Origin of the sequence: Pseudundibacterium arcticum (genome assembly GCF_042646465.1) — a bacterium.
In the GTDB taxonomy this organism is placed as follows: Bacteria; Pseudomonadota; Gammaproteobacteria; order Burkholderiales; family Burkholderiaceae_D; genus Undibacterium_A; species Undibacterium_A arcticum.
Genome location: NZ_JBHRTP010000032.1, coordinates 93468 through 106545, shown reverse-complemented (window position 1 = coordinate 106545; position 13078 = coordinate 93468). Strand labels below are relative to the sequence as shown.

General features: G+C 60.9%; 11 protein-coding genes and 1 tRNA gene. 9 read left to right on the top strand and 3 right to left on the bottom strand.

The annotated features are described in order from the left end of the window. Positions 1-113: 113 nt before the first annotated feature. The 4 genes from ACFOFO_RS11355 to ACFOFO_RS11340 all read left to right on the top strand — a co-directional run bounded on the left by ACFOFO_RS11355 (position 114) and on the right by ACFOFO_RS11340 (position 3996). Positions 114-587: a PTS sugar transporter subunit IIA gene (locus tag ACFOFO_RS11355; RefSeq protein ID WP_390322205.1), complete on the top strand. Its 474-nt coding sequence runs from the start codon at positions 114-116 to the stop codon at positions 585-587. Positions 588-703: 116 nt separating this feature from the next. Further along, the gene (gene hprK / locus ACFOFO_RS11350; protein WP_390322204.1) at positions 704-1642 is read left to right on the top strand and encodes an HPr(Ser) kinase/phosphatase; all 939 of its coding nucleotides are present in this window, start codon (positions 704-706) and stop codon (positions 1640-1642) included. A 77-nt stretch (positions 1643-1719) separates the two neighbouring features. Then, the gene (gene rapZ, locus ACFOFO_RS11345) at positions 1720-2583 is read left to right on the top strand and encodes an RNase adapter RapZ (protein ID WP_390322203.1); all 864 of its coding nucleotides are present in this window, start codon (positions 1720-1722) and stop codon (positions 2581-2583) included. A 270-nt stretch (positions 2584-2853) separates the two neighbouring features. Continuing rightward, the gene (locus ACFOFO_RS11340; RefSeq protein WP_390322202.1) at positions 2854-3996 is read left to right on the top strand and encodes a GGDEF domain-containing protein; all 1143 of its coding nucleotides are present in this window, start codon (positions 2854-2856) and stop codon (positions 3994-3996) included. 14 nt (positions 3997-4010) lie between these two features. On the opposite strand, the gene mutY is transcribed toward ACFOFO_RS11340, so the two are convergent. Genes mutY through mutM form a run of 3 tightly spaced genes read right to left on the bottom strand, consistent with a single transcriptional unit; the run spans position 4011 to position 8026 of the window. Next, positions 4011-5192 (bottom strand): A/G-specific adenine glycosylase, encoded by a 1182-nt coding sequence (gene mutY, locus ACFOFO_RS11335; protein WP_390322200.1) that lies wholly within the window; start codon positions 5190-5192, stop codon positions 4011-4013. A gap of 7 nt (positions 5193-5199) precedes the next feature. Continuing rightward, positions 5200-7149 carry a dynamin family protein gene (locus ACFOFO_RS11330; RefSeq protein WP_390331557.1) on the bottom strand — a complete coding sequence of 650 codons (1950 nt, stop codon included), beginning with the start codon at positions 7147-7149 and terminating at the stop codon, positions 5200-5202. Positions 7150-7192: 43 nt separating this feature from the next. Next, on the bottom strand, positions 7193-8026 hold the full coding sequence (gene mutM / locus ACFOFO_RS11325) for a bifunctional DNA-formamidopyrimidine glycosylase/DNA-(apurinic or apyrimidinic site) lyase (RefSeq protein ID WP_390322199.1): 834 nt from the start codon (positions 8024-8026) through the stop codon (positions 7193-7195). Positions 8027-8225: 199 nt separating this feature from the next. Here mutM and ACFOFO_RS11320 point away from each other — a divergent pair, with 199 nt between their 5' ends. From ACFOFO_RS11320 to ACFOFO_RS11300, 5 genes are all read left to right on the top strand, one after another. Next, positions 8226-10028, top strand: coding sequence for a tetratricopeptide repeat protein (locus tag ACFOFO_RS11320; protein WP_390322198.1), 1803 nt, complete (start codon positions 8226-8228; stop codon positions 10026-10028). A gap of 84 nt (positions 10029-10112) precedes the next feature. Further along, positions 10113-10853 (top strand): lipoprotein insertase outer membrane protein LolB, encoded by a 741-nt coding sequence (locus ACFOFO_RS11315; RefSeq protein ID WP_390331556.1) that lies wholly within the window; start codon positions 10113-10115, stop codon positions 10851-10853. Next, positions 10853-11722 (top strand): 4-(cytidine 5'-diphospho)-2-C-methyl-D-erythritol kinase, encoded by an 870-nt coding sequence (gene ispE / locus ACFOFO_RS11310; protein WP_390322196.1) that lies wholly within the window; start codon positions 10853-10855, stop codon positions 11720-11722. Before ACFOFO_RS11315 ends, ispE begins: the two co-directional genes overlap by 1 nt. Positions 11723-11871: 149 nt before the next feature. Continuing rightward, a tRNA-Gln gene (locus ACFOFO_RS11305) sits at positions 11872-11948 on the top strand. Positions 11949-12104: 156 nt separating this feature from the next. Next, positions 12105-13067: a ribose-phosphate pyrophosphokinase gene (locus ACFOFO_RS11300; protein WP_390331555.1), complete on the top strand. Its 963-nt coding sequence runs from the start codon at positions 12105-12107 to the stop codon at positions 13065-13067. Positions 13068-13078 lie beyond the last annotated feature (11 nt).

Here is a 13078-nt window from a genome sequence, read left to right as displayed (position 1 = left end):
GTGAAGGGTTCCGGGGTCCCGTATTGCGCTCCTGGCAATCGTTGCACTATCCGGAAAGAAGCCTATAATTCGCACGGAACCACCTTTTGTGCACCGCACAATTCTGAATAAAAATGACTAACCTCGCCAAACTCCTGTCGAAGAACAATGTGGTACTCGACCTGGAAGTCTCCAGCAAGAAGCGCGCGTTCGAGCAAGCCGGCCTGATCTTCGAAAACAATTGCGGCATTGCCCGTTCGACCGTGTCAGACAATCTGTTCGCGCGCGAGCGACTCGGCTCGACCGGACTCGGTCACGGCGTGGCGGTACCGCACGGCCGGATCAAGGGACTGAAGGCGCCGCTGGCTGCATTTGTGCGGCTGGCCGAGCCGATTCCATTCGAGTCGCCCGACGGCGAACCGGTCACGCTGCTGGTGTTTCTGCTGATTCCCGATCATGTGACGCAGCACCATCTGGAAATCCTGTCCGAGATCGCCGAAATGTTTTCTGACGACGCATTTCGCAATACGCTCGCGACCGAAACGGATGCGGCGGTGGTTCACCAGCGCATTGTCGGCTGGCAACCGAGCATGCAATCGGCCGCATAGTCGCCGGCAAATGCGACGCTGCTGCGCGTGTTATTGCCGGCCGGGACAAGCGACAACGCCTAACGCATCTGCAACTGGCGCATAATATTGGTTGCCCGCAACCACGCTGAACCATCATGCCCCTGACCACTACGCTGACGATACAACGCCTGTACGACGACAACCGTGTATCGCTGCAACTCGGCTGGTTTGCCGGTTTCACCGGCGGCGAACGGCTGATTTCAGGCGATACCGCATCGGCCGCCGACCAGGTTGGCCATCTGAACCTGATTCATCCGGGCCGGATCCAGGTATTCGGCCATCAGGAAATCAAGTATTTTCAGCATCTGACACAGGAGTCGCGCACCCGCCACATCCACGACCTGGTGGCCGGCGAACCGCCCGCCTTCATCATCGCCGAGAGTCTGGAGACGCCGCCGGACATCCTCGCGATTTGCGACGACAAGAATATCGCGCTGTTTTCGACGCCATTGCAGGCGGCAGAAGTGATCGACTTCCTGCGTGTCTATCTGTCGAAGAAGCTGGCCCAGCACATCATGATGCACGGCGTATTCATGGACGTGCTTGGCGTCGGCGTGCTGATCACCGGTGAATCTGGCCTCGGCAAGAGCGAGCTCGGGCTGGAGCTGATTTCGCGCAGCCACGGCCTGGTGGCCGATGACGCGGTCGAGTTCTCGCGCATCGCACCGCACATGATCGAAGGCCGCTGCCCGCCGCTGCTGCAAAATCTGCTAGAAGTGCGCGGTCTCGGCCTGCTCGATATCCGCGCGATCTTTGGCGAGACAGCGGTGCGGCGCAAGATGCGGCTGAAGCTGATCGTGCATCTGGTTCGTCGCAGCACGCTGGAAGAGGATGTCGAGCGGCTGCCGCTGCAGGCGCCAACCGAAGATGTGCTTGGCCTGCCGGTGCGCAAGGTGGTGATCCCGGTCGCCGCCGGCCGCAACATCGCGGTGCTGCTGGAGGCCGCAGTGCGCAATACCATCCTGCAGTTGCGTGGCATCAACACGCTGGAAGATTTCATCGAGCGCCAGCGCAATGCGATGAGTGGCGACTAGCGCGATTGGGCTGCCAGCAATTGCAGTAATCCATTTCACCCGCCTTTCACCCGCGGCATGCGGTATGATTTATCGCTATGCGCATAATTCTTCTCACTGGGATCTCCGGCTCCGGCAAATCGGTCGCATTGCATGTGCTCGAAGACGCCGGCTACTATTGCGTCGACAATCTGCCGCCGAGCCTGCTGTGCGACTTGGTCGCGACCCTGATCGGCGAGGATACGCAGCGTTTGGCGGTGGCGATCGATTCGCGCAGTTCGGCGTCGCTGCGCGGTTTGCCGACCGATATCGGCAAGCTGCGCGACCAGGGGCACGACGTCAAGGTGATTTTCTTGACTGCCAATACCCATTCGCTGGTGGCGCGCTTCTCCGAAACACGACGCAGCCATCCGCTATCGCACTCGTTTCGGGCCAACAGTAATCCGGCCAGCCGGCGCACCCTGATCGAATGCATCAGCGAAGAGCGTGAAATGCTGAGCGCAATCGAGATGCTCGGCCATGTGATCGACACCTCCGATCTGCCGGCCTCCAAATTACGCAGCTGGATCAGGGAAATCGTCAAGATCGAACACGCGCCGCTGACCCTGTTCTTTGAATCGTTTGCGTTCAAGCACGGCGTGCCGCTGGACGCCGATCTGGTGTTCGACGTGCGCGCGTTGCCCAATCCGTATTACGACCTCACGCTGCGCCCGCTGAGCGGCAAGGATGCACCGGTCATCACATTCCTCGACGCGCAGCCCAAGGCCGGCGAATTGCTGGCCGATATACGCGGCTTCGTCGAAAAATGGCTGCCGTCGTTCAAGAATGACAACCGCAGCTATCTGACCGTCGCGATCGGATGCACCGGCGGCCAGCATCGCTCGGTGTACATGGTCGAGCATCTGGCACAGTATTTCCAGGCCACTGAGCGCGTCATATTGCGACACCGCGAATTGTCCTGATCACCCACCGATGGCGGACCCGCTGTTGTTGCATCGCAACAACAAAGCCGGCGACCGCTCTCCGCATCGTTCTCCACTCACGCAGTGCCCCGTCCTGATCGCCACCTGATCATATTTTTTCGCCTGATGGTGCCTTAACCTGCGCCAATGTTGTTCCAGCGCAATATTGGTCGCCGCGATTTCCGGGATAACTCGATAGTCATGTCCGGCATCGAACGAGGTTCGACTGTAGCGGATTGACACCCGATAGTTACCCGGTAGTTAGCCGATATGCTGAACGAAAAAAGCGCGCAAGCCCGCATCAGCAAGCAGCTTGGATCTGGCATACCAGCGCTGCTCAAACAACATTTCTCGCACTGGCAAGAGCGACAGGGCTTGCGTGTCAACCGGGGCCACTGTGCGGTGCTGGCTGCTACGCTGTATGTGCTGAATCTGTTTGTGTTGTATCGGATGGGCAATATCAGCGGCAACGTGCTGCTGAGCGGTGGCGCGCTGGTGCTGTTTTTCATGATCCTGTTTTATGGCATGTTCCGTTCCGGACTGCACCGCCGCTTTCGCGAACCGACCCTGACGCTGCCGGTCATCTGCGCGGCGACCTTCACCATGCTGCTGGTCGCCTACCTGAATCGCTCGACCGAGATTTCGCTCGACGCCTTCATGCTGACGGCCTTCCTGTTCGGCATATTCCATCTCGACACGCGCCGTCATATCCTGCTCGCCGTCGGGTGGTTGAGCGCTTACCTGTTGGTGATCCTGCTGCGCGGGTATCAGCAAGGATCCGCGACCGAATTCCAGCATGACCTGATGCGTTGGGTTGTCCTGTGCCTGCTGTTCGCCGGTCTGATCGTGATCGCGATTCAGATCCGCAATTTGCTCGCCAGACTCGCCAGCACCCAGGATCAACTCGAACATGTCCAAGAACGCGCGGTGCGCGATGAACTGACCGGCAGTTATAACCGGCACCGGCTCAATCACGAACTGACACAGGCAAAACACAATGCCGATACCCAGTCGGTGCCGTTCTGCATCTGCCTGATCGACATCGATCATTTCAAGATCATCAACGACGATAACGGCCATCAGATCGGCGATCGGATTCTGCGCGAATTCGTCAAGGTCGCGCACGACTCAATCCGCGCCACCGATGTGTTCGGCCGCTACGGCGGCGACGAGTTCATGCACCTGCTGCTGGGGTCAGAATTGAAAGGCGCGGTGATGCATGCGGAGCGCCTGCGGGTGCACGCGGGCTTTCTCGACTTGCAGCCGATCCTTCACAAAACAGGCATCTCGGTGTCGATCGGCGTTGCGCAATACCGGGACGGAGAAACGATCGGGCAGCTGATCGAGCGCGCCGATAGCGCGCTGTATCGCGCCAAGAAGCTCGGGCGCAACCGGGTGGAGTGGGAACAATAAGCCGGCGGCGCTGCTCAGCCGGGCGCGAGCACCGATGACAAGTCGGCAACCGACAAGGTGTTCAGCAACAGTTTTCTGACCGGCGCCGGCAATGGCGCCTGTGACAACTGGTCGATGCGGTACCAGACGTGGCGCGTCTGCCCTGCCATCTCGAGCCGGCGCGCCAGGGTGATGCGGTAGGGCCGGATGTGCAGCCTGAAATGCGTGAACACATGGGAAAACGCCGGCAATGCCTGGCACGAGGCCAGCTCGCCAAACGGCGCGACGGCGCGTCCGAACGCCGCCAGTTCGGGCGCGTCGTCGTTGTCATCGTTGTCATCGTTGCCGTCGTTGCGGTCGCTGAGGCGCTGACCATCGAGCTCGGGCAGCGACAACAGGCCGCCCCAGATACCGCTGTCGGGGCGCTGCTCCAGCAGGACCCGGTCAGCGTCGACCACCAGCAGCATCGCAGTCTGTTTTTCCGGGATCGCTTTCTTTGGCTTGCGCTGCGGCAGTTCATGCACGCGCTGCGTCGCCAGCGCCACGCAACGCGCGGCCAGCGGACAGTCCGCGCATACAGGTTTGCTGCGGGTGCAGAGCGTCGCCCCCAGATCCATCAGTCCCTGCGTATAGGCTTCGATACCGTGTGCCGGCAACAGCGCCTCGGCCCGTTGCCACAACAAGTCTTCGACCGGCTTGGCGCCGGGATAGCCGTCGATGCCGAATACCCGCGCAAACACCCGTTTGACATTGCCGTCCAGGATCGCGGCGCGGCTGCCGCTGGAAAACGCCGCGATCGCGGCGGCGGTGGAACGGCCGATGCCGGGCAGCTCGGCCAGCAGGGCCGGATCGTCCGGAAACACGCCACCATATTCGGCCACGATCCGTTGCGCGCATTTATGCAGATTGCGCGCACGGGTGTAGTAGCCGAGTCCGCTCCACAAGGCCATCACGTGTTCCGAAGGCGCCTCTGCCAGTGCGCTGACATCGGGGCAGCGTTGCAGGAAGCGCTGGTAATATGGAATCACGGCCGCGACCTGGGTCTGTTGCAACATGATCTCCGACAGCCAGATCCGGTACGCATCGCGCGTGTTTTGCCACGGCAGCGCGTGGCGCCCATGTTGCTGCTGCCAGCCGATCACCTGCCGTGAAAACTCCGGATCGATAAACTGTTCCGGCGCGAGCGGCGATGGTCGCGCACCGACTATGCGTTTCAAGATTGAACTAAGCCGCTTTATCGGCAGCAAACGCCGGCGACTCGCCCGCGATGGCCGCTTTCAGGCTGGTTTCGAACGCGACCAGGTTTTTCTTCTGCCGCTCCAGTTCGCCCTGCATTTGTTCAAAGCTCTGGATCCTGTCTTCCAGGCTGTCGGTAGCCTGGTGGATGCGCTGGAGCGACTGCATGCGGTGCTTCAACTGCTCCTTGTGCGCGCGGATCTGGGCTTCGAGCGGCGCCATAATGACCTTGAGCCAGGCTTCAACATCACGATTGGCCTGCAGGAAGCTGTGTTTCACGCGCGATGCGATCGAGTCGAAAAATTTTTCCATCAGCATCACCCGCGTGGTCGTCATCAACGCCGCCGTGGTGAATTGCTTCTGATACACGCTTTCGATCATCGCCAGCTCCTTGTGATACTTGTCGAGCGAGAACGGCATCGGGGTCGACACGGCCAGCCCATGTTCGGTCGAGAACTTGCGGTACATCACCGACATCATCTCGCCGATCTCATCGGTCTTGCGATCGGATAATTCGAGGTTGTGCCGGCTCTGTGCGAAGAATTGCCGGACCGCATCGCGCAGGCCGGTCGAGAACGTGCTCTTGTTCATCGCATCGCGCGTCTTCCTGATGTCTTCTTTCAGGATGTCCATGCCGAGGCTGGTAAACACCTCGGTCGACAGGCGGGCGAACACCGAGCGCGTTCCCTGCAGCTTGATCAGGCTGCCGTCGAATTCCTTTTTCTCGATTTCGATCCGCTTCATCATGTGTTCGACCACATTATTGTTTTTGCCGCGCAGGCTCTTCAGCTCGAACAGCTGCTCTACCACGTTGCGCGTGCGCGATGCCATCAGCGCCTGCTTCGATGCGGTCAGTTCGCCGATGTCGGCCGCCAGCTGGGTGCGGATGATATCTTTCTTGGCCGGGATCAGCTCGTCCGACAACGCCGTTTCCAGCTTCGGCAAACGGCTTCTGTGCAGCAGCCTGGCGTCGCGATTGATCTTGCCGACCAGGCCTTTTTGCGCCGACACCGGGAACACCTGACGCTGCTCCAGGCCCAGCATCTGCGCCACCGTCGCCACTTGGCGCTCGATCTGCTGCTCGATCTCGGCCTCGCTACGCAACTCGTCCCACATGCTGTCGATCTTGTTGAGCACCACCATGCGGCCGCTGCCGGCGCCGCTGCCGATGTGGTTGCGCCACACCTCGATATCGCTCTTGGTGACGCCGGTATCGGCAGCCAGCACGAACAGCACCGCGTGCGCGTTCGGAATCAGGTTCAGCGTCAGTTCCGGTTCGGTACCGATTGCATTCAGTCCCGGCGTATCGAGAATGATCAGCCCCTCCTTCAGCAGCGGATGCGGGAAGTTGACGATCGCGTGACGCCATTGTGAAATTTCGACCTGCCCCATGTTGTCCACTGCCATCAACGCGTCGGGATCGCTCTCGTCATACAGACCGTAGCGCTTGGCTTCCTCGATCGAGACCCGCTTGGTCAGGCTGACCTGCTTGAACGCTTCCAGCATACCGTCGCCGGACGAGATGTCGAGCGACATCACGGTCCAGGCCTGGCTGTGGGCCTTCAAATCGCTGGTAGTTTGGGCGGCGGCGCGCGTTTCGATCGGCAGCAGACGGATGCACGGCGGAAAGGTTTCGTCGTACAGCAATTCGGTCGGGCACATGGTAGTGCGGCCGGCCGCAGACGGCAGGATGCGCTGGCCGTAATCGGCGAAGAAGATCGCGTTGATCAGTTCCGACTTGCCGCGCGAGAATTCGGCGACGAAGGCGATTGACAGCTTGTCGTCGGCCAGCCGCGCCAGCACGCGTTCCAGCCGCTGGTCGCTGGCGGCATCGGCCAGGTCGGTGGCACCGATACAGTGGCGATATTGTTGAAGCGCCGTCACGACGCCATGGCGCCAATCGCTGTATTGCTGGAACTGTTGGACCAGATTGCTCACTTTTCCCACCCTGTAAATAATTGTTCTGGCTTCATTCCTGGCTTCATTTCTGACAATTGACGCAATAAAAAGTAGAGCGCTGCCCCTGCTTGATCTGACGCACGGCAGCGCCGCACACGCGACAATCCTGACCGCTACGATCATAGACGAAATATGACTGCTGGAAATACCCGGCTTGACCGTCGGCGCCGATGAAATCGCGCAGCGTGCTGCCGCCCTGCTCGATCGCGGCGGCCAAAATGACGCGGATCGCCTGCGCCAGCTTCTCGTAGCGCGCAAGGCCGATGCGGTGCGCCGGGGTTTTCGGATTGATGCCGGCGCGAAACAGGCTCTCGGACGCGTAGATATTGCCGACCCCGACCACGATGTCGCCTGCGAGCAACACTTGCTTGATCGATGCGCTGCGCCTGCGCGTCTCGCGATACAGCAGCTGCGCCGAAAATGCGTCGCCCAGCGGCTCCACGCCGAGCCCGCGCAGCAGCAGATGGTGTTCGATGTCGCCGTCCTCGCGCGCATGCCACAGCACGGCGCCGAAGCGGCGCGGATCGGTCATGCGCAGGATCTGCGGTCCGGCGGCGCCTTGCACCACCAGGTCGAAATGGTCGTGCTTTTTTGGCGGTACCGCGCTTGGCAGGATCCGCAGATGGCCGGACATGCCGAGATGGATGATCAGCGTGCCATGATCGAATTCGAGCAACAGATATTTGCCGCGGCGGCCGGTCGAACGCACCGTGCGGCCGCTCAATAGTTGCGCCAGATCGGCCGGGAACGGCCAGCGCAAGCCGTCACGACGCAGCGTGACGGCGCTGACGACGCGCCCTTCCAGGTGCGGCGCTACACCGCGCCGGGTGACTTCGACTTCTGGCAATTCAGGCATCGCGCACCGTGGACTCAGGCTGAATCAGGGAAAATTGCATAGTTCGGGTATTCGAATAAATCACATGTATCAATCACATGTATCGGATTGTAAATAAAGCAAAAAAACGGCGGTTTGGAGCCGCAGCGCAAACCTTGCGCGTGGCTTCGGCGTAAAATCGGAAAATCGTCAGCCTTGTCCAACGCGCCAGGATTTCCCCTTGAAAAAACTTTTTCTCATTGTAACCGTGTCGGCCTTGTTGTCCGCCTGCGCCAGCGCCGAGCGGCCGGCGCAACCGGTCGCGCCACAGCCGGACTTGGCGGTATCCGATACGGCCGCTGACACGGCCGCACCGGAAGCAGAAGACTCGGCAGAATCGGCCGGCGCCGACGCGCTGCCGTCGAACGCCTTGACCAGCGAAATTCTGTACAAGCTGATGGCGGCCAACCTCGCCTACCAGCGCGGCCAGTGGCAGGCCGCCTATAGCACCATGCTGGACGTGGCGCAGCGCACGCACGACCAGCGCATCGCACGCCGCGCCGCCGAAATCGCGCTCGCTGCCAAACAGCCGGCCGAGGCACTGGCGGCAGTTCGGCTGTGGCATGACCTGGCGCCGCATTCGGAAGAAGCGACCCAGTATCTGCTCGGCTTCATCGTGCTGAGTGACAAGCTGGACGAGGCGCAACCGATCTTGGCGCAGCGGCTGCAGGAAGCCAGCCCGCAGCGGCGCGGCCTGATGATGTTCCAGGTGCAGCGCATTCTGGCCGGCGCCAAGAACAAGGCCGCCGCATTTGCGCTGCTCGAGCAGTTGCTGGCACCCTACCTGTCAACGCCGGAAGCCCATATTGCGCTGGCGCAATCGGCCACCGCTGCCGGCGACAACGCACGCGCGGCCGAAGAAGCCCATACCGCGCTTACCCTTCAGCCCGATTCCGAGCTGGCGATCCTGACACTGGCGCAGGTCACACCGGACCTGCAGCAGGCGCAGAAATCGGTGGCTGCCTTCATCGAGGCCCATCCGAAGGCGCGCGAGGTCCGCCTCGCCTACGCCCGCATGCTGGTCGACCAGAAACAGTACGCCCAGGCCCGCAGCCAATTCGAGACCTTGCTCAAGGCCCAGCCGCAGGACCTGCAAGCGATGTTTGCGCTCGGCATCCTGGCGCTGCAGATGAAGAACCCGAAAGCCGCCGAACAGTATTTCACGCACTACCTGGATCTGCTGTCGGCGCGTGAAAACGACGAGCGCGATCCATCGCAGGTGCTTCTGATCCTGGCCCAGATCGCCGAAGAGCGTGACGACACCGCTGCCGCACTGAAATGGCTGGAAAAAATCGAGGACGCCGACGGCCAGAAGCCGGCCTGGTTCAATGCCCAATTGAAACGCGCGCAGCTGATCGCGAAGCGCGGCGACCTCGCCGGCGCGCAAAAGTTACTGGCGGAATTGAAGCCGGAATCGACTCGCGACCAGGTACAGGTGGTGCTGGCCGATTCAATGATCCTGCGCGACGGGGGGCGCGAGCAGGCAGCCTACGCGGCGCTGGAAGCCGGCCTCAAGCGCTTTCCCGACAACAACGACCTGCTGTACGACTACGCGATGATGGCGGAGAAGCGCAACAATCTGGCCAGCATGGAAACCTCGCTGCGCAAGATCATCGCGCAGGCGCCGAACAGCCAGCAAGCGTATAACGCGCTCGGCTATGCGCTGGCCGATCGCAACCTGCGCCTGGCCGAAGCGTTCGCACTGATCGACACCGCGCTGAAACTGGCGCCGGACGATCCGTTCATCATGGACAGCATGGGCTGGGTCCAGTTCCGGATGGGCAATTTGAAGCAGGCCGAGCAGCAGTTGCGGCGCGCCTATGCGCTGCGTCCGGATGCCGAAATCGCGGTGCATCTGGGCGAAGTGCTGTGGGCCGAGGGACAAAAAACCGATGCCCAGCAACTGTGGCGCGAAGTACGCAGCAAAGACCCGAAAAACGACGCGCTGAAAAGCACACTGGCACGCCTGAATGTGCAGTTGTAAGCCTCGACAGCCGTTTGGCATCGACCGCCTCAAAAAATATACTAGGCCCAGTATTTTTTAAACCCCAATAAATCATTACGGCGCATGCCATTTTTTAATACATACTCCCTCATAAATCAATATTTCGGCAAGAAAACACGAGCCCTGGTCCGGACTTTCGCGCTGGTCGCGCGCGCACCATTGCGGGCGCGCCGCCTGCCGCTGGCGAGCGCCTTGCTGCTACCAGTCTTGCTGAGCGCCTGCGCCGCAATCAATCAGGCTCCGGCGCAACGCACCGGCCTGCCCGGCATGCAGCAACTGGCGGCGCGGCCCTACCGCGACAACATCGACCTGAGCGGCCGGCTGTCGGTGCTGTATCAGCAGGACGGCAAGGATCAGGCGGTGCACGGCAGCTTCAACTGGATCCAGAGCGGCGATCGGGCCGGCATCACCTTGCTGTCGCCTCTCGGACAGACCATGGCCACGATCGAAGTCGGCCCCCGCAGTTCAACCCTGACCAAGGCCGGGCGCGCGCCGCGCGCCGCGGCCGATGTCGATGCGCTGGCCGCCGATGCTCTTGGCTGGCCGCTGCCGGTCGCCGGTCTGCGCGAATGGCTACAGGGTTTTGCCACCAACGTCGACGGTCGGCGTTTCATCGCCAGCGCGCAAAACGACAGCGTCAACACCCGCGACGGCTGGCGCATCCGCTATGTCAGCTGGCAGGACGAACCCGACCGCAACGGCGCAACGATCACACACCCCAAGCGGATCGATCTGGCGCGCAGCACGGCGCAAGCCGGCGAAGTCTCGATGCGCATCGTGATCGATAGCTGGCAGGCGCGCTGATGCCAACGCAGGATCTCCGGCACGCGCGCACTCTCGACAATTGCCCGGCCCCCGCCAAGCTGAACCTGTTTTTGCATGTCACCGGTCGGCGGCCGGACGGCTACCACCTGCTGCAAACCGTGTTCCAGCTGATCGATCACGGCGACCTGCTGCACTTCCAGGTGCGTGATGACGGCGTGATCCGTCGCAGCACCGAGATCGCCGGTGTGCCGGAACAGTCCGATCTGATCGTGCGCGCCGCGCGGCTGCTGCAAACACATGGCAAGATTGCCGCCGGCGCCGACATCGCGATCGAGAAACGGCTGCCGATGGGCGGCGGCTTGGGCGGCGGCTCGTCCGATGCCGCGACCACGCTGATCGCGCTGAATCATTTGTGGCAAGCCGGCCTGACGCGGGCCCAGCTGATGGCGCTCGGATTGCAACTGGGCGCCGATGTGCCGTTTTTTATCTTCGGCCAGAACGCATTCGCCGAAGGCGTGGGCGAGGATCTGGCAGCGGTCGAAACGCCCGATTGCTGGTATCTGGTGATCGAACCGGGCGTGGCGGTGCCGACCGCCACAATTTTTTGCGCAGAAAGTTTGACAAGGGATACGAAAGTCGTCAAAATAGCGGACTTTTCCAGTAGGCCAATTGGCTTCGGAAAAAACGACCTGCAAGTCGTCGCCAGTCAGCTGTTTCCGCCGGTGGCCGCCGCGATTGAGTGGCTCAAGGCTTACGGTGATGCTAGAATGACCGGCTCCGGCGCTTGCGTGTTTTGCGCGTTTGCCGACGAACAGGCAGTCGATGCGGTGCTCAACCAAGTGCCCGGCATTTGGCAGGCCTGGAAAGCTAAAGCGCTGACGCGACACCCGCTGGCGCATTTGCTGTAATCGCAGGAAAGTAAGTGCAAGTAGTTCGATAGTCAGTAGGAAAGTAAGTTAGCAACATAAGTAAGCAACACAGAATTTGTTTGCATGTCGTGTAGCAGGTTTGTGACGCAACAGTAAGCGTCCGACACGATTCAGACACCCGGTTGCGTAGGGGAATCGCCAAGCTGGTTAAGGCACTGGATTTTGATTCCAGCATGCGAAGGTTCGAATCCTTCTTCCCCTGCCATTCAATAAAGTAGCAAAGTCTAGAGCGCAGCAGCCCCGATTGGCACCCACGCGCGATACAAAGATCGAAGCAGATCGGCAAGCCGCCAACGCAAGACGCGAGACGTCAAGTGTCTGGCGGCTTTCAAATTTTTAACGACTACATTCCAGGACTCCCATGGCGAACGAAAACCTGATGGTTTTTACCGGTAACGCAAATCCGGCGCTTGCCGAAGGAGTCGTCCACCATCTCGGCATCCCGCTTGGCAAGGCCAACATTTCGAAGTTCTCGGACGGCGAAGTGATGGTCGAGATCAACGAGAACGTGCGCGGCAAGGATGTATTCGTGCTGCAATCGACCTGCGCGCCGACCAATGACAACCTGATGGAAATCATCCTGATGGTCGATGCCCTGAAGCGCGCCTCGGCCGGCCGCATCACCGCCGCCATCCCGTATTTCGGCTATGCCCGCCAGGACCGTCGCCCGCGCTCGGCGCGGGTCGCGATTTCGGCCAAGGTGGTGGCCAATATGCTGGAGAAAGCCGGCGTCGAACGGGTACTGATCATGGACTTGCACGCCGACCAGATCCAGGGCTTCTTCGACATCCCGGTCGACAATATTTACGCATCGCCGATCTTGCTGGGCGACTTGCAAAAGAAGAATTACGAGGACCTGCTGGTAGTGTCGCCCGACGTCGGCGGCGTGGTGCGTGCACGTGCGCTCGCAAAGCGCCTGAACTGCGACCTCGCGATCATCGATAAGCGGCGTCCGAAAGCAAACGTGTCGGAAGTGATGAACATCATCGGTGAAGTCGAAGGCCGCAACTGCGTGATCATGGACGACATGGTCGACACCGCCGGCACCCTGTGCAAGGCAGCCGAAGTGCTCAAGGAGCGCGGCGCCAAGAAAGTCATCGCGTATTGCACCCATCCGGTACTATCGGGCCCGGCGATCGACCGCATTTGCCAATCACCGCTGGACGAGCTGGTGGTAGTCGACACCATCCCGCTGTCGGAAGCAGCCACGGCCTGCGGCAAGATCCGCCAGCTGAGCTGCGCCGAACTACTGGCCGAAACCTTCCGCCGCATCACCAAGGGCGATTCGGTGATGTCGCTGTTTGCCGACGACGCAGCGGGCTAAGAAATCGTTTT